Consider the following 15033-nt stretch of genomic DNA (forward strand, 5'->3'; position numbering starts at 1 on the left):
TTTTTATTTGTTAGTCTACTTCGTTAACTCCCAAAATAGGTATCGGATTGTCGTCATCGTTTTCATTAAGGACAGCCAGATAAAGGCTTGCAAAAGCTGAATGTATCCACATCAGTGCGATTATTGATCCGACAAAAAATACGATCAAACCACCAATGAAAATAAAGAATGAAAGAATGGCCATTCCGAAAACTTTCCAACCATGACCACGGGTCATTTGCCAGCTTTTTTCAACGGCTTTCATCGCATCCATATCTTTATCCATTACAAGGTACGATACAAATACAAGTCGGCAGGCTACGATAATTCCCGGAATAATCAACATCATCGTCCCCAGAATGACGAGCGCACTTACAATCAGGTTGGCCAGAATAATATTGAGGTACTTGGTTTTAAATCCTTCAAAAAGTGTTTTCAGATCGACTTCATCGTCGCGCATAGCTTTTACAAAGATGAAGTCTTTGCCAAACTCCAGTACCGGGTAGAATAAAAACAGATAGGCCAGGCCAAATAAAGCCAGGGGCAATAAAAACAACATTGGTCCCCAATTGTGCTCATCCATTTTCACACTGTATGCCGGTCCGCTTAATAATCCTATTATAATTACCGTGAGCAAGAGTGGTAAAAATGCCTTACCGAATATTTTGCTCCAACCATGGCTGAAACTCCCTCCAACCGATGGCACCAAATTCCTGAAATTGTTGCTTTCCATGATGTAAATTTTTTAAGTTAAACTGAACATTGTTTTTTGTTTTCGATAGTTCAAATGTACGCTGAACAATAAAAATTTCCTTCCTACCAAAGTTGGATTTCGTAAAATCACTACTTTCGTAGTTAGCAGTAAACACAGGGAGTTTGTAAACTTGTGGTACACTACTTTAGTTGATACCTATGTGGATTGAGAATCTTTCATACGTTGTTACGTTTATTTTGTCGGCCGGAATGTCGGCACTCGGTATTCTTGTTTCGGTTCAACTGTATCAACGCCACAAAAAGCCGGTACTTGCGGTTTTGCTCTACCAGCAAATCTTTCTTTTCTCGTTTCTGATCTACAGCATTTGGGGAAACATTACTTTGCGAATTTTAATCAGCGACATTCAACTGAGCGAAGAAATATCGTCAAAGCTGGCATTTTTCATCCCCATTATCGGAATTCCGTTTATGGTGGTTAGCTGGTTCATGTTGCTAAAATTTGCACTTAAACTCAATGGTGTCGACTCCACAAAAACCTTCGGATTCGTATTCTTTCCAACTTTAGTTGCATTGGTTACCATATTTGCTGTTCTTTATCAGCGCGAAATTATACCCACTCCGGGCAATGCCGACTTGTTTGTTATACGTATTTTGAGTGGATTAAACCTGTTGATTCACCTGTTATTTCTGCTCATTTTCCTGAGGAACCGAAAGCAGTCCACGGAAATCAAAGAAACCGGTTTTTCACGAAAACACGCCATCCTGTTTTTTGGAGCTGTTATTGTGTACTCGGCAGCCATGAGTTTTTTCAATTTCTTTGGATTTATTTCGACCTGCATTGCCATTGCGCTGATATTTGCTGCCGGAATATTTATACCCCTCACGATCAATTTCAGGAATAAATTTTCGGATGAAAAACAGAACATGGATTTTGAAGCTTTTTGTGGCACCTATGAAATTTCCAAGCGGGAAGCTGAAATTATCCGGGAGATCTGCTCGGGTAAAAGCAACAAAGCCATTGCCGAAAAATTGTTTATCACGCTGCAAACTGTGAAAGACCATAACCATCGTATTTTTACAAAAACGGGCGTAAAAAGCCGTGTTCAGCTCAGTAACCTGGTTCGCGAAAAAACGGGTCGGAAACAATAAAGATCTATTCCTCAAAAAACAAATCCTCTTTTAATTTTTCGATTCTCTCGAGTGCATAGGTAGTGTTTTTGCCTGCCTCACCGGCCTCTTCCAGGTAAATACGGTAATAATTCAGTGCCAGCGTTTTATTCGAATTGAATTCCTCGTAAGTTGTAGCAATCTCAAACAAAACTTCTACTTTATCCGGATTCATCTCAAAAGCTTTTTCCAGAGCTTTAACCGACTCCTTGAATTTTCGCTGTTGCCCGTAAATTTGTCCCAGGTGATGATACATTTCGGCCACATAATCGGGTGTCGATCCCTCAATGGCCCATTTCATCAACTTTTCAGATTTTTCGAAATCCTTTAATTTTTTATAGCATAAACTCTGGTAATACATCACCAGTGGATCATTAGGATTTTGGTTGAATAATTCGCCAAAAATATCAAGCGCTTTTTCTTCGAAACCCGCAAAATAAGTGGCAATTCCGTAATCCATCATCGTCTGATAATCCGGCTGTTTTTCAACCTCGAAGTATTTTTCAAACCGTACCATAGCCGGTCCGTAACGCTTTGTCCTGTACAGGTAGGTAGCTTCTTCGAACAGCAAATCCGGATCGGAAGGAAATTCCTGCAAGCCTTTATGTATCACAGCCATTATCTGGTTTCCTTCTTTCTTCCAGTTGTAACAATTTATCAGGTTAACATACGAAGTATGATCACGCGGATTTGCTTCCAGTACTTTCTCGTAAAGATCCACAGCCTGCTCACGATGAAAGGTACGAAAGGCACAAAAAGCCAGTTGTTTGTTCCAATATACATTGCTCGAATCTTTGGCATAAACCGATGAAAATACCTGATATGCCGGCTTGTATTGCTTTAATTTAATGTACACTCGTCCCAGATTACCGGCCAGTTTCAGGTTGGTGGTATCCAGATCAACCGCCTTTTTATAAAAAGAAATCGCATCCTGGTTGTTCCCCAAAACTGAAAAGCTCTCGGCTGTTTCTTCCAGCAAACTTATGTTGTTCGGCTCGTAAGTAAGCCCTTCGGCGAAGGCAGCCACAGCATTCTGATAATCCTGAAGATTTTTGTAAACCAATCCTTTTTTCAGAAACAGAGCGGCTGATGGATTTCTTGTGACTTCTTTGTTGATCTCCACCAAAGCTTTATCATAATTTTTGTTCAGAATGAGTTGATCAATCCGGTTTTGAGATTGAACTACAAACGGAAACATGAGCAGCAATAGAATATAGTAGATTTTACCGGGCATTTTTTTGAAGGTTTCTGATTATTGTTTTATGTTTTTACTCGCTTTATGAATCCCACTTTGAACTGTACGAATTTAATTCAGTGCAAAATTTATGGGTACAGTGTAACTTACATTCACCGCCTGTCCTTTTTGTTTTCCGGGTTTCCAGGCTGGCAAAGTGTTAATCACGCGTAAGGCTTCTTTATCCAATATCGGATCTACACCTCGCACAATCCGTGCATTGGCAATACTGCCGCTTTTGGTCACAACAAAATTCACGAATACTTTTCCCTGTATTCCATTCTCGTGTGCCAGTTCCGGGTATTTAACCTCGTTAACAATGAATTGTCGCAATGCAGCATCACCCCCGGGAAATTCCGGCATCTCTTCCACCACAATAAAGACCTCAGCCTTATCGGGTAGTACCCGACTGACCATAACATCGGTCTCGGCATTTTTCTCGGCTGAAACATAAGTGATCCCGTCTTCTTTCATCGTATCGATGGTATAGTCTTTTGCGCTCAGCAAATCTTTTAAGATATCCATTATATCGTCGCCGGTAATTGTAAGTTGCTTTCCTTCAATATTTAATACTACCTGCTTGTTATTGGTTGGAGTAGGTTCTATCCCCTCCTTCTGCTCGCAGGCAAAAATCACAACCAGCAGAACAAAACTGAGTGCTCCAGCAACATATTTGAAATTAGCCAGTTTCGACGATTTCATTTTCGAAAACATCTTAATGCGCTTCTTCACCAGCGACGAATTGAAGTTATTGGCCAGTTGTACATCGAAGCCAACAACCTGATTCAGCAATAATTTTTTGTATTGCGTTGTTGTAACTCCTGAATCAAGGACAGCTTTATCGGCCAGGAATTCGTGGTTTTCGCGAATGACTTTTTTCAAAATCCACATAAAGGGATTGAACCACTGCAAAATGGTCAGAATCTCAAGAATAACCACATCGTAAGTATGTCCCTGGCGAATGTGCTCCAACTCGTGTTCGATGATCTTCTCATAGCCTTCGTTATTCCGGTTTTCAGGATTAATAAAAATGTAATTCAAAAAAGAAAACGGACTAAACTCGCTGTGGATGAGCACAAATTTCACATTGCCCACCCGCCTGATTTTATTCTTTAGAACCAGTTTTCGAATTTGTGCAATTCGCATGACAAACTTCAGCATAAAAAACAGTAAACCAAGCAAATAAACAAATACTATAAGCCGGCTGGAACTGATCTGGTGCACCACATTTCCCGAAAGATCCTGCCCGTAAATAGTAACTGCTTCAATCAAATTTCGGTAAGGAGTTACGGTAACTTCTGAAAGCAGTATGGATTTGGGTTCGTATACTTTTAAATGCAGAAACGGCAGCAACAAGGAAAAAGCTACCGATACCAACAGGAATATCCGGTTCAGCCTGAAGAAGGTTTCTTTTCTCAGAAACAGGATGTAAATCAGGGAGAAAACAGCCAGGCTTATCCCCGATTCTACCAGAAAATTAATTGCGTGATTCATCGTCTTCCGGTTTTTCAGTTTCCAGGTCACGTTTTACATCTTCCATCAGTTCATCCAGTTCCGAAATGCTCATGTTGTCTTCTTTAGCGAAGAATGATACCATTTCCTGGAATGATCCGCTGAAATAATTGCGCATGAAATTTTTCATAAACATGCGTGTGTACTCCTTTCGGCCGATGAGCGGAAAATATTCGTGTGTTTTTCCGTAAGCATTGTGCCCCACAAAACCTTTCTTCTCCAGAATGCGAACAATGGTAGAAACCGTGTTATAGGCGGGTTTTGGTTCGGGCATTTTTTCGATCACGTCTTTTACAAAAGCTTTTTCAAGCTTCCAGAGCAACTGCATTACCTGCTCTTCTGCCTTGGTTAGTTCCTTCATAATTTTGAATATTGACTACCTGCAAATAACAAAAACTATACCTAAGATGTTAGTCGAACAACTAAAATCTTAGGTATTTTACTGAAAAAAATTAACTCAGGGCAAAATTGATCGGTACGGTGTACTTTACTTTCACCGCTTTTCCGTCTTTTGTGCCGGGCGTAAACTTTTCCAACAACTTTATTACACGAACGGCCTCCTTATCCAATTCAGGATCAACTCCCCGAACCACTTTAACTTTGGTAACTGCACCGGTTTCATCAACTACAAAATTGACAAAAACTTTTCCCTGGATTTCGTTCTTTTTGGCATTTTCGGGATACTTTACATTTTCGCTGATAAATTTCAAAAAAGCATCCTGACCACCGGGATATTCAGGCATAACATCTACTTCGGTATACACTTTCTCTTTTTCGGTGTCCTGAGCACTTGCGGTAAACGCTACCGCAAAAATCATCAGAATTAGAATTAAAGTTTTTTTCATCATCTCAAAATTTTAATTGTTACACAAATATTACTGCAATTGGAAATTGATAACTCCGCTAAATGAAACACGTACAGCTTTCCCCCTTTGCATGCCAGGTTTCCATTTAGGCATAGTTCTCAAAACTCGTTTCGCTTCATTGTCTATAGCATTGTCTACTCCTCTTATAATTTTAATGTCTGTAACAGAGCCATCTTTCTCAATCGTAAAAGAATAATAGACTTTCCCTTGAATTCCATTCTCCTGAGCAATAATAGGATAATTTATCTGCCTCACCAGAAACGGTTTCAGGGCATCTATCCCCCCGGGAAACTCCGGCTGTTGTTCAAGAATAAAGAAAGGAACCGGATCATTCGAATCCGTTTCTTCATCGGTAGTTTCTATTATCGGAGCCACATCAACAAAGGTGTTGTCATCGGCTTCTGAGTCAAGAATTTCCAATTCTTCTTCAATTTCCACTTCATCATCCACAATATTCAGCACTTCAACAACTTTAGGTGGTGGCGGCGGAGGTGGTGGCGGCACTTGTTTTTCACGTGTCACAGGAATGATCTCCTCCTCTACTTCAACCGATTGCAGATCACCGAGCGAATCAACTTTTGGCGGTTTACTTTTCCACTCAAAAGCTAACAGTGTAGTACCTAATGCCAGTACAAGACCAATCAAAAAGAAGGTGTTTCTTTTTACTTCAAGATCGGCTTTACGCGATTTTTTCTTTTCCATGAATTTTTAATTTTAAGTTCAACAATCCTTTTTTTACCGTTCAGATGTTCAAAGCTTTAATTCGCGCGAATTTCATTTTAATCCATGTTCCTTACAAACGTATAACTAAATAATTAGTTTACAAACTAACTCTTTAGTTTATTTCAGAACAAAGTTCATACCAAACTCATTAAAAGGAAGTTGCAAGAACTAATATTTTAGTTGAATTAGACTAAAATATTACGCTAAACGCCTGGCGATGAACGTTATGATCAACAAAAAATAAAAATTGAAACGGTTAAAAAGTAGGTTCTTTAATGTAGCTTTTTGAACTTTTACAGGATTTTGAATTGATCGCGGTCGTTTAAAAGCGGAAAAGATTTTCGGAAATCGTGGAGCTCGCTGTATGAAATTTCAAAGGTTTGAACTAATTCCTGTTCTCCCATAAATTCAGCAAATCCCTTTGGTGAAACCAATGCTGAGTCACCCAAATAACTTAGTCCCGTTCCATCAGAATCGGTGCGGTTGCAGCCGATGCAATAACTCTGGTTTTCGATCGCACGTGCCGTCAGCAAATTTTTCCAAACATGATGACGGGGTGATGGCCAGTTGGCCATGTAAATGAGTACATCGTAATCTTCGGCATTGCGCGCCCATACCGGGAAGCGCAGGTCGTAACAGATCAGCGGACAGAATTTCCAGCCTTTATATTCGATTATTGTTTTTGTAGTTCCGGCCGTGTAATGGTCGGCTTCCTGCCCCATCGTGTACAAATGATGTTTATCGTAAACACTAAGACTTCCGTTCGGGAATGCCCAAACTGCACGGTTATACACCTTTTCATTCTCATCGATAATCAAACTTCCAACCACCGCAGCCTGTTTTTCTTTGGCCAGCTGTTTCATCCAACTTACGCCCGGGCCGTCCATCGATTCTTTCAATTTGTCGATTTTCATTGAAAATCCGGTGGTAAACATCTCGGGCAGTACAATTACATCAGTTTCATGAATACCGGAGATTATGGTTTTGTATTTGTCCAGGTTCGCTTGTATGTCTTCCCAAAAAATATTGGGTTGAATGATGGTGATTTTCAGGTTTTGCATACCAATTAAAATTTATCAATTACAGTAACACCAAGGTTTTCAAACTTATCCAAATTCACCAGTGCTTCGGGTGCTTCTTCCAGCGAAATGGTGCGTCCGAGCATCTTGTCAGGCTGTACTTTTCCGCTCTTTATCATTTCGAAAACAGCTTCGTAACGAAAAGCCTGCATACCATGACTCCCGATCATTTCCAGTTCTTGTGCCACTACCCTGTCCATCGGCACTGCCGGGTGTTGATGGTCGCCGGTCATTAGCCCCACCTGAATGTGTTTGCCTCGTTTTCGCAAACAAGCAACCGAATTAAAACAGGTTTCCTGGCTGCCCAATGCATCGATTGAAACATGTGCTCCTCTCCCGCTCAAACGAATAATTTCTGTCGGTACATCTTTCACCGATCGTGCATTAATAACCTCATTAGCTCCCAGCGTAAGAGCCAGCTTCAGCTTATCATCATCAATATCAACGGCAATTACTTTGGCACCAGCGCCGGCAGCAATGTTAATGGCTGATAATCCAACACCACCACAACCATGAATAGCTACCCACTGTCCGGCACTTACTTTTCCCTGATCAATTATCGCGCGAAATGATGTGATAAAGCGGCAGCCCAAACTGGCAGCTGTAACAAAGTCGATTTCAATGGGAACGTGAATGAGGTTGCCATCGGCATATTTTATTTCAACGTACTCGGCAAACGATCCCCAGGCCGTAAAACCCGGCTGAAACTGGTTATCACAAACCTGCTGATTGCCGCTTCGGCATTCGGGGCAGTGGCCGCAGCCGCTTACAAAAGGAACGGTTATGCGGTCGCCAACCTTAAAGTTTTTGATGTTACTGCCGGTTTCAACAATAGTTCCGGCCAGTTCGTGACCCGGCACGTGTGGCAAAATAATATCCGGATCGTGGCCCATCCAGCCATGCCAGTCGCTGCGGCAAAGCCCGGTGGCCCCTACTTTAACGATCACGCTATCAGCAGAAACCGTTGGATCGGGAACTTCCCGAACATCCACTTTCCCCTGAAATTCTTCGTAATAAACGGCTTTCATTATTTACATTCTTGTCTCTCAAATGTAATGATTATAGTTTTATAATGTTTATCACGGTTCCAACATCTAATAAAAGTTAAACGAAACAACATTTTACCTAAAAAACTGTTGTATTGCCAGAACCACAACAACGCGTTTAAGCTGGTATGAGAGCAAGTGCTTTTTTATTGATTCCTCTAATATTGTTTATGCTGCTGGTAGATATTTATACCTGGCGCGGAATTAAACCGCTGGTGGCCAGAATCAAATACCTACCGGTTCGTCAATTTCTACGTTTTCTTTTCTGGGGAATTTCAATATTAATTTTTGCTGCATTTACCCTCTTTGTTTTTAGAATAAAACATGTAAAACAAGCTGAAGCTTATATATTTGCCGGCTGGTTAGTAGCAGGGTTTGCCCTGTTTTATCTGCCTAAATTTGTGTTTATAATTTTTGTGCTGATAAAAGATATACAACTGGGCATTAGCGGACTGATCAGGTGGTTAAAAAAGAATAAAAAGAGTAAGGAACAAAAAGTTAAGTCGGAAAGAAAAATGGAGAGAGCAGAATTCTTGTATCAAATGGGGCTGTTTTTGGCGGCCATTCCGTTTGCATCAATTCTTTATGGGGTAACCAAAGGAAAATTCAAATTTCGGGTAATGCGCGAGCGTTTAAGTTTTAATCGCCTGCCCGAATCGTTTAAAGGATTAAAGATCGTTCAAATATCGGACATGCACCTGGGCAGTTTTAATAAACGATACGAGCCTATTGAAAAAGCAGTTGAACTCATTAATGAGCAGGAACCCGACCTGATTTTTTTCACGGGCGACCTGGTGAATAATTTCGCTGAGGAAACTGAAGGCTGGGCACCCATATTAAAGAAAATGAAGGCCAAAATTGGCAAATATTCCATCCTGGGAAATCACGATTACGGCGATTACTCGGAGTGGAAAACACCCGAGGCAAAAGCCAAAAACCTGGCTGAGATAAAAGGATTTCATAAAAGAATGGGCTTTCAGTTGCTACTGAATGAAACGGAAACCATCCGCATTAATGATGACGAGATCAGTCTGATCGGTGTGGAGAATTGGGGCAAACCGCCCTTCCCGCAACACGGTGACCTGAAGAAAGCCATGGAAGGAATCGATCCGGATTCATTCAAATTGTTGCTGAGCCACGATCCATCGCACTGGGATGCCGAAGTAATGGATAAAACAGACATTGAGCTGACCTTCGCAGGCCACACACACGGTATGCAGTTTGGCATCGAACGTGCCGGAATAAAGTGGAGCCCGGTGCAGTACAAATACCCGCGTTGGGGAGGTTTATACAAAGAACAAAAACAATATCTTTATGTAAACCGTGGTTTTGGCTATATTGGATTCCCGGGGCGCATTGGAATGCCTCCTGAAATTACTGTAGTTGAATTGGGCTAATATCGCTTAGATAATCTGCACCATTTACCCACAAATAAACCATTTGTAAAAACTGCAGATCAGGTGAAGTGTTTCGACATGCTGAGGAAGCTAAATATCGGGTATCAACTAAATTGACAGACTTTTCAAGCTGAACTAATATCATTGCTTAACCGTTAAACAAATACAATTTTGTTCAACAAAAATCTGGTGCAATGATCATTCAAATTATTAAACTGAAAAGCGCTTTAACAGAGCAAGAGCTTTTAGAAAAAGCGCATGAACGCAGCCCGAAATTCAGAGCCATCCCCGGGTTGGTACAAAAATACTATGTAAAAACCGGAGCCAATGGAGAATATGGTGGGGGTTATATTTGGGAAACGGAAGAAGCTTTGCAGGAATTTCGTCAATCGGAATTGGCTGCTACAATTCCGCAGTCGTATCAGTTAATCGAAGAGCCTGATATTGAAATACTCGACGTATTGTTTGCCTTGCGCAAATAAAAAAAGAACCATTCTATGGAAAAAGAACAGTTCTTTCTTTGCATATAAATATTTCTTTTACAACGCTTTAAAGAAATCGTTTCCTTTATCATCGACAATAATAAATGCCGGGAAATTCTCCACTTTAATTTTGCGAACGGCTTCCATTCCCAATTCCGGGAAATCGATCACTTCAACCGATTTAATGCTGTTTTTGGCAAGAATTGCTGCCGGTCCGCCAATAGAACCGAGATAAAAACCACCATGCTTTTTACAAGCATCAGTCACTGCCTGCGAACGGTTTCCTTTGGCCAGCATGATCATTGAACCGCCATGCTCCTGAAATACATCGACATACGGATCCATACGTCCGGCTGTGGTTGGACCGAAACTACCCGAAGCCATTCCTTTTGGTGTTTTTGCCGGTCCGGCGTAATACACCGGGTGATTTTTAAAGTATTCCGGCATTGGTTGGCCATTGTCCAGCATTTTCTTGATCTGTGCGTGCGCAATGTCGCGGGCAACAATCAAAGTTCCGCTCAAATTCAGGCGGGTTTTTATCGGGTATTTTGTGAGTTCTTTTAATACATCTTCCATTGGTTGATCCAGATCGATATCAACTGCCGGTTGCATCGAAGGTGCTTTTGAAGGCAGAAAACGAGCCGGATTTTTCTCCAGCTGCTCCAGGTAAATTCCGTCTTCGGTAATTTTAGCCTTGATGTTTCGGTCAGCACTACAACTAACTCCGAGTCCAACCGGACACGAAGCAGCGTGACGCGGCAAGCGGATCACTTTCACATCGTGTACAAAATATTTACCACCGAATTGCGCTCCTACTCCGCTTTCCTGACATATCTTGGTCACTTTTTCTTCCCATTCCAAATCGCGGAAAGCCTGTCCTCCATCATTTCCTTCAGTTGGTAAATTATCGTAGTAACCTGCCGAAGCTTTTTTAACCGTAGCCAGTGTAGCTTCTGCTGAAGTACCACCAATTACAAGTGCCAGGTGATACGGCGGACAAGCCGAAGTTCCAAGGTCCATAATCTTTTCCTGTACAAATTTAGCGAGATTTTCTTCGGTCAACAGCGACTTGGTTTGCTGATACAAGAAAGTTTTATTTCCTGAACCACCGCCTTTGGTTATAAACAGAAACTCGTATTTGTTCCCTTCTTCAGCGTAAATATCGATTTGAGCCGGAAGATTGGATCCTGTATTTTTTTCCTCGAACATGCTAAACGGGACCACCTGCGAGTAACGAAGATTTCTCTCGTCGTAAGTGGTGTAAACGCCTTTCGAAAGGTATTCGGCATCATTTGCTCCTGTAAACACATTCTCTCCTTTTTTGCCGATCACAATCGCCGTTCCGGTGTCCTGGCAGGTTGGCAATTCACCCTCGGCAGAAACAGCCTGATTCATCAGCATGGTATGCGCCACAAAACGGTCGTTATCGGTTGCTTCCGGATCTTCCAGAATCTTTGCAAGTTTTTCGAGGTGAGCCGAACGTAAGTAGAACGAAACATCGCTAATGGCTTCGTTGGCAAGGTATTCCAGGCCTTTCGGATCGACTTTTAATATTTTACGTCCGTCGAGCTCAACCGTTGAAACATAATCTTTGGTGAGTAAACGGTATTCTGTATCGTCTTTTAAAATGGGAAATGGTTTTTGGTATTTAAATTCTGACATTATAGAAACGGTTTAATGAATAATTACATCAAAGATAAAACTATTCGCAGTATTCGTCTAAAATTTGAGCATGTAAAGAGCTTGACAATCGCAATAAAACTGTAATGGGAATTTTGTTATTATGTACAGTTTAATTGACAAGCGCTTGGGAATCTGTAAAAAAGAAGTTTCCAATTGTTAATTGATAATAATGACTGTTGAAAAGGCATTATTCGTTAAAAGTCAGCGCTGAAATCACAACCAAAATGGTATGTTCTAAACTTTTGTATAAAAAAAGAGGTAAGTCTATCCTCGAAAAGAGAACAGACTTACCTCTTAATTTAAAGACCAACAGCCTTATTATTTCCTTATTATTTTGAATATTTTAAGTTTGCTGTCAACCTCTGCTCTTACAATGTACATTTGCGATTTACGCAAAGAGAATGTTGTTGTTCCAGTGTTGACCGACATTTGTTTTACCACCGCTCCGGTTAGGTTATAAACGGTAAGCATACCTGAATTTCCTCCGGTTACAAATTGAAACGTCCCGTCAGACGATATGGTTGGATAAATAGCCGCATCTGCTTCAATATGATTTTCAATAACAGAAGTCGGGATGGTAGCAGCTCTTTCTGCAACCATTGCTGAATCCATCTTTCCTTCATAAATATTAAACTCATAAACGCTACCTATCCATGAAGGGTCAGCACCATAACCACCTTTACATATCCAGGCATTAGCGTCGCTAATATCCGAAATATCAAATCTTGAAGGTACAGCCACTTTATTGGCTAATGTGCCATCAATATACAAGGCAAGAGAGTCATAAGAAAGTACACTTACATAATGATGTTCTTCACCTTCTGCCGGTTCAAACCCGGTAGGTCCGGTTTCCATGCTATTGCCTAGATTAATTGCCGTTTTACTAACATCATCTGCTCTGGCTATGGACATCCAATACGTACTGTCACCTTCCAATTCACCAAAATAAGCAAACATGGTCCATCCGGGATTAAATCCTGTCAAAACATAAGCTTCGAGTGTGATTGAAGTATAGTTTTTCAGTGCAATTTCATCTGCGGGCAGGGTGATATAATCGCCCTCTGCTGAGGCAATAAACGCACCATCAGCAAAAGTTCCTGCATTTACAACACCGTCAGCACTTCCCTCGCTATCTTTAGCCGTGCCGTCAGCAAAGGTATAAGAGTGTTTTAAAGTAAGGGGTTTATCTACCCTGTAATGTATCGTATATTCGCGTGAATAAGAAGTAGATGTTTCCGGATCGACATTGCTGATTGTAACCATCACAGAACCTCCATCTCCTGATACGGTAATCTCGCCACCTCCAGTAACTGTTGCTGCCGGATCATTGGCTTGCGCCGTAACTGTAAACGTAGTTGTACCGACAGGTAACGTAACATTGTAATCTTTTATAAAACCATCAAATTCAGGTTTCATGCCGGCTACATCAACCGACAGTTCCGAGAGGGAATTATCAACAGGGTCCACCACTTCATCTGAAGTTAAAATGTTCCATACCAAACGGGGACCGTCACTCAAAGGTCTGTCACCAACGACAATTATACCACTTTGAGGTGCTGTTGTACCCCAAAAACGTGAATTCTGTCCAAGTCGTATTACAGATTCTATTCTAAATCTACCCGGTTCAAACTCGTTGACCTGGAAACGGCAACTATCAAGATCGATTGTCAGATCATCAATCATCATCATAAGCCAGTTGCTGGTGGGTACGTGTGAAAGGTATTTCCCCTCTTTGTTTCGAATAAAGAATTGGTTATCTACTCCACTTGGAATAAGCTCAAACAACTGGTCTTCCTTATTATAGACCGGTGCATATAAGCGGGTGAGAAAACTTCCTTCCGGATCCTCTTCAGGACTTTCACCTATTACATAGCCTGACACTTCCTGAACAAAATAGTAGAAGTTTCCTTCTCCATAATCAACATGAGAAACAGCGAACTCGATGGTATATTCTTTGCTGTTTTCCCCGTTTTCTGAAACAACCTCAATGGTTGCACTACCTGTACCATCGATAATATCAATGGTACCTTCACCACTTACGGTTGCACCTCCCCATGCAGGAGTCGCAGTAACTTCAACCGATGTTGTCCCGTAAGGAAGCAGAACTGAATAATTCAACGTATTGACATCGAAATCGCTTACCTCTCCAGCAGATAGCGAAATGCCGGAAAGGTCGGCAGATATTTGTCCGTCGCCGTAATCAATTGCAACATAATATGAAAATTGCGCGCCATCAAGTGCAGTTACAACGATCTCAACATCAATTCCATCGCCATCAAATGGGATAACGCCGTCAACCGCTTCGATACCTGCTCCATAATACATGTTAACCGTTGCTCCAATCCCGCTTAACACCGGAGTTAGTTGAACAGAAGTTGTTCCGTATGGAACGACCAAAATATAATCTTCGCCCTCGCGTGTCAATTCCCCAACATTACTTGACAATGAATCTAAGGATGCCGATGGGGTTATTTGTGCGTAAACCTCCCATTCGGTTACTCCTAAAGCCGCATATGTATTACCGTCGGTAGTAGCATTCATAAACAGTCTCATTCTACTGGTCGTAACCGAGTTAAATACAACTTCATTAGGTTCATAAGCATTTCTGGGATATGTTGTCTCATCGAGCAAAGTAACATCAACCCAGTCTTCGATTTCACTGTCCCAATATTGTATTACATAACTTTGCGGCAGGGCAACACCGTTACCTGCGTTTTCGTCTTCAACATCGATCCAAAAATAAATGGTAACCTTATCTATATCGTATTCATCTTCCCATTCATAGGAGAGCCAACCTGTAGGTGTACGATCTGCATCGCCTCGCCAGCACCCCCAGGTTTCATCATTTGGTAACCCATTTTCTGCGGCGATAATTCCATAACCTACAACGCCATTATTTATCGCACTCAGATTATTCCATGCAGAAGTGTAATGTGCTTCTACTAAAGATGCATTCGGCGCAATATTAGCATCCACCAAATCCTGGCCATTTACAAAATATGAGGTAAAAAGCAGGACAATAATCGTAAAAGAATTAAGTAAAATTTTTTTCATGCGGTTTAACTTTAAAGATTTATTTGTAACAGTTTATTTTAAAAAATCTATTGGAAATAGCAATTTAAATGATTTCTTGCAATATAACGCGTTATGA

At 41.1% G+C, this 15033-nt stretch carries 13 protein-coding genes; 3 read left to right on the forward strand and 10 right to left on the reverse strand.

Going from position 1 to position 15033, the window contains the following annotated elements:
• Window positions 1–10 precede the first annotated feature (10 nt).
• Complete coding sequence (locus WFY05_RS08750) at window positions 11–712, reverse strand: DUF7847 domain-containing protein (RefSeq protein ID WP_340112426.1); 702 nt, start codon at window positions 710–712, stop codon at window positions 11–13.
• Window positions 713–891: 179 nt separating this feature from the next.
• Here WFY05_RS08750 and WFY05_RS08755 point away from each other — a divergent pair, with 179 nt between their 5' ends.
• Window positions 892–1842: a helix-turn-helix transcriptional regulator gene (locus tag WFY05_RS08755; protein WP_340112427.1), complete on the forward strand. Its 951-nt coding sequence runs from the start codon at window positions 892–894 to the stop codon at window positions 1840–1842.
• 4 nt (window positions 1843–1846) lie between these two features.
• Here WFY05_RS08755 and WFY05_RS08760 read toward each other — a convergent pair whose 3' ends face one another.
• The 7 genes from WFY05_RS08760 to WFY05_RS08790 all read right to left on the reverse strand — a co-directional run bounded on the left by WFY05_RS08760 (window position 1847) and on the right by WFY05_RS08790 (window position 8302).
• Window positions 1847–3094 carry a tetratricopeptide repeat protein gene (locus WFY05_RS08760; protein ID WP_340112428.1) on the reverse strand — a complete coding sequence of 416 codons (1248 nt, stop codon included), beginning with the start codon at window positions 3092–3094 and terminating at the stop codon, window positions 1847–1849.
• A gap of 72 nt (window positions 3095–3166) precedes the next feature.
• Window positions 3167–4588 carry a TonB family protein gene (locus WFY05_RS08765; RefSeq protein WP_340112429.1) on the reverse strand — a complete coding sequence of 474 codons (1422 nt, stop codon included), beginning with the start codon at window positions 4586–4588 and terminating at the stop codon, window positions 3167–3169.
• Complete coding sequence (locus WFY05_RS08770; RefSeq protein WP_340112430.1) at window positions 4572–4967, reverse strand: BlaI/MecI/CopY family transcriptional regulator; 396 nt, start codon at window positions 4965–4967, stop codon at window positions 4572–4574. The genes WFY05_RS08765 and WFY05_RS08770 overlap by 17 nt, the downstream gene beginning before the upstream one ends.
• A gap of 91 nt (window positions 4968–5058) precedes the next feature.
• Complete coding sequence (locus WFY05_RS08775) at window positions 5059–5451, reverse strand: energy transducer TonB (protein WP_340112431.1); 393 nt, start codon at window positions 5449–5451, stop codon at window positions 5059–5061.
• Window positions 5452–5481: 30 nt separating this feature from the next.
• Window positions 5482–6174, reverse strand: a complete 693-nt coding sequence (locus tag WFY05_RS08780) for an energy transducer TonB (protein ID WP_340112433.1) — start codon at window positions 6172–6174, stop codon at window positions 5482–5484.
• 314 nt (window positions 6175–6488) lie between these two features.
• Complete coding sequence (locus WFY05_RS08785; RefSeq protein WP_340112434.1) at window positions 6489–7256, reverse strand: amidohydrolase; 768 nt, start codon at window positions 7254–7256, stop codon at window positions 6489–6491.
• Window positions 7257–7261: 5 nt separating this feature from the next.
• Entirely contained in the window at window positions 7262–8302 is a 1041-nt protein-coding gene (locus tag WFY05_RS08790) for a zinc-dependent alcohol dehydrogenase family protein (RefSeq protein WP_340112435.1), read from the reverse strand.
• 146 nt (window positions 8303–8448) lie between these two features.
• Between WFY05_RS08790 and WFY05_RS08795 the strand changes: the two genes are divergently transcribed.
• The gene (locus tag WFY05_RS08795) at window positions 8449–9717 is read left to right on the forward strand and encodes a metallophosphoesterase (protein ID WP_340112436.1); all 1269 of its coding nucleotides are present in this window, start codon (window positions 8449–8451) and stop codon (window positions 9715–9717) included.
• Window positions 9718–9911: 194 nt separating this feature from the next.
• Window positions 9912–10199 carry a hypothetical protein gene (locus WFY05_RS08800; protein WP_340112437.1) on the forward strand — a complete coding sequence of 96 codons (288 nt, stop codon included), beginning with the start codon at window positions 9912–9914 and terminating at the stop codon, window positions 10197–10199.
• A 57-nt stretch (window positions 10200–10256) separates the two neighbouring features.
• Here the strand turns inward: WFY05_RS08800 and WFY05_RS08805 are convergent, their stop codons facing one another.
• On the reverse strand, window positions 10257–11861 hold the full coding sequence (locus WFY05_RS08805; RefSeq protein WP_340112438.1) for a fumarate hydratase: 1605 nt from the start codon (window positions 11859–11861) through the stop codon (window positions 10257–10259).
• A 339-nt stretch (window positions 11862–12200) separates the two neighbouring features.
• Window positions 12201–14936 carry a cadherin-like beta sandwich domain-containing protein gene (locus WFY05_RS08810; protein WP_340112439.1) on the reverse strand — a complete coding sequence of 912 codons (2736 nt, stop codon included), beginning with the start codon at window positions 14934–14936 and terminating at the stop codon, window positions 12201–12203.
• Window positions 14937–15033 lie beyond the last annotated feature (97 nt).

The organism is Maribellus mangrovi, from assembly GCF_037646455.1.
Classification (GTDB): Bacteria; Bacteroidota; Bacteroidia; order Bacteroidales; family Prolixibacteraceae; genus Draconibacterium; species Draconibacterium mangrovi_A.

Bases quoted from the DNA above. Each gene is read 5' to 3' on its own strand.
- WFY05_RS08765 (WP_340112429.1), bottom strand. From the start codon at position 4,588: ATGAATCACGCAATTAATTTTCTGGTAGAATCGGGGATAAGCCTGGCT.
- WFY05_RS08775 (WP_340112431.1), bottom strand. From the start codon at position 5,451: ATGAAAAAAACTTTAATTCTAATTCTGATGATTTTTGCGGTAGCGTTT.
- WFY05_RS08785 (WP_340112434.1), bottom strand. From the start codon at position 7,256: ATGCAAAACCTGAAAATCACCATCATTCAACCCAATATTTTTTGGGAA.
- WFY05_RS08770 (WP_340112430.1), bottom strand. From the start codon at position 4,967: ATGAAGGAACTAACCAAGGCAGAAGAGCAGGTAATGCAGTTGCTCTGG.
- WFY05_RS08780 (WP_340112433.1), bottom strand. From the start codon at position 6,174: ATGGAAAAGAAAAAATCGCGTAAAGCCGATCTTGAAGTAAAAAGAAAC.
- WFY05_RS08800 (WP_340112437.1), top strand. From the start codon at position 9,912: ATGATCATTCAAATTATTAAACTGAAAAGCGCTTTAACAGAGCAAGAG.
- WFY05_RS08795 (WP_340112436.1), top strand. From the start codon at position 8,449: ATGAGAGCAAGTGCTTTTTTATTGATTCCTCTAATATTGTTTATGCTG.
- WFY05_RS08790 (WP_340112435.1), bottom strand. From the start codon at position 8,302: ATGAAAGCCGTTTATTACGAAGAATTTCAGGGGAAAGTGGATGTTCGG.
- WFY05_RS08810 (WP_340112439.1), bottom strand. From the start codon at position 14,936: ATGAAAAAAATTTTACTTAATTCTTTTACGATTATTGTCCTGCTTTTT.
- WFY05_RS08750 (WP_340112426.1), bottom strand. From the start codon at position 712: ATGGAAAGCAACAATTTCAGGAATTTGGTGCCATCGGTTGGAGGGAGT.
- WFY05_RS08760 (WP_340112428.1), bottom strand. From the start codon at position 3,094: ATGCCCGGTAAAATCTACTATATTCTATTGCTGCTCATGTTTCCGTTT.
- WFY05_RS08755 (WP_340112427.1), top strand. From the start codon at position 892: ATGTGGATTGAGAATCTTTCATACGTTGTTACGTTTATTTTGTCGGCC.
- WFY05_RS08805 (WP_340112438.1), bottom strand. From the start codon at position 11,861: ATGTCAGAATTTAAATACCAAAAACCATTTCCCATTTTAAAAGACGAT.